The 1,131-nt window shown below is 73.5% G+C and carries 2 protein-coding genes; both read right to left on the minus strand.

The window, feature by feature from the left end; genetic code table 11:
- Nucleotides 1–487: 16S rRNA (guanine(966)-N(2))-methyltransferase RsmD (rsmD, locus tag VTU_RS0105360; protein ID WP_010101597.1), on the minus strand; the 487-nt coding region annotated here is incomplete at its 3' end.
- Nucleotides 484–1,131: M16 family metallopeptidase (locus tag VTU_RS0105365; protein WP_010101598.1), on the minus strand; the 648-nt coding region annotated here is incomplete at its 5' end. The genes rsmD and VTU_RS0105365, both read right to left, overlap by 4 nt.

Genomic DNA, 1,131 nt, shown 5'->3' on the forward strand with positions numbered 1-1,131 from the left:
TGAAGCCACTGGCCGCCAGCGCGCGGGTGGCGCAGCGCAGCGCGGGGCCGGACAGTGCGCTGTCGAATGGTGGATCGAGCAGCACCAGGTCGATGCTCGCAGGCGCCGCCCGTTCCAGCGCGGCGATGCCGTCGCCGCGCTGCACGCGCACGGTGTCCGCCCGCAGGCGCTGCTGCAGGCCGTGCAGGCGCTCCACCAGCGCGGCGTCGCGCTCCACCAACTGCACGGCCGCCGCGCCGCGCGACGCGGCCTCCAGCCCCAGGGCGCCGGTGCCGGCAAAGGCGTCCAGGCAGCGCCAGCCGCGCAGGTCCTGGCCGAGCCAGTTGAACAGGGTTTCGCGCACGCGGTCGGGTGTGGGGCGCAGGCCGGGGTGCCGGGCCACGGGAAGCCGCGTGCGCTTCCATTGCCCGCCGATGATGCGGATCGCACCCGCCGGCGCAGCGTCCAGGCTTCTTGCGCTCCGGGCAGCGCGCACCGGGTGGATCATGGCTGCCCCCCGACCACCACGGTCACCATGCGTTCGGGCTGGAGCTTGCGCGCCATGGCCGCGCGCACCTCGTCCACGGTCAGGGCCTGCACCTTCTGGCTCCACTGTTCCAGATAGTCCAGCGGCAGATCGTTCCAGGCGATGTTGGCCACGTTGCCGAGCAGTTTCTTGTTGCTGTCGATGCGCAGCGCAAAGCCGCCGACCAGGTTGTCCTTGGCGGCGCGCAGCTCGGCCTCGGTGGGGCCTTCGGCGATGAAGCGGGCGAGCTGCGCGCGCGCAACCTCGACGGCCTCGGCGGCCTGGTCGGGGCGGGTCTGCAGGCCCACGGTGAAGGCCCCCGCGTGCAGGCCGGGGGCAAAGTAGCTGTAGACGCTGTAGCTCAGGCCGCGCTGTTCGCGCAGCGCATGCGTCAGGCGCGAGACGAAGCCGCCCCCGCCCAGAATGTGGTTGCCCACCAGCAGCGCCAGAAAGTCCGGGTCGCGCCGCTGGAAACCGGGTTGGCCGATGAGCACGTGGGCCTGGGCCGACGCGAACGGGATGCGCTGCTCGGCGGGCGCGGTCAGGGCCGCGACCTCGCCCACGTCCGGCAGCGGTGCGCAGTCCGGGGTCGCGGGCAGGCGCGCGAGCAGCGTGGCCACCAGCGT

It is taken from the genome of Verminephrobacter aporrectodeae subsp. tuberculatae At4 (genome assembly GCF_000193225.1).
Classification (GTDB): Bacteria; Pseudomonadota; Gammaproteobacteria; order Burkholderiales; family Burkholderiaceae_C; genus Acidovorax; species Acidovorax aporrectodeae.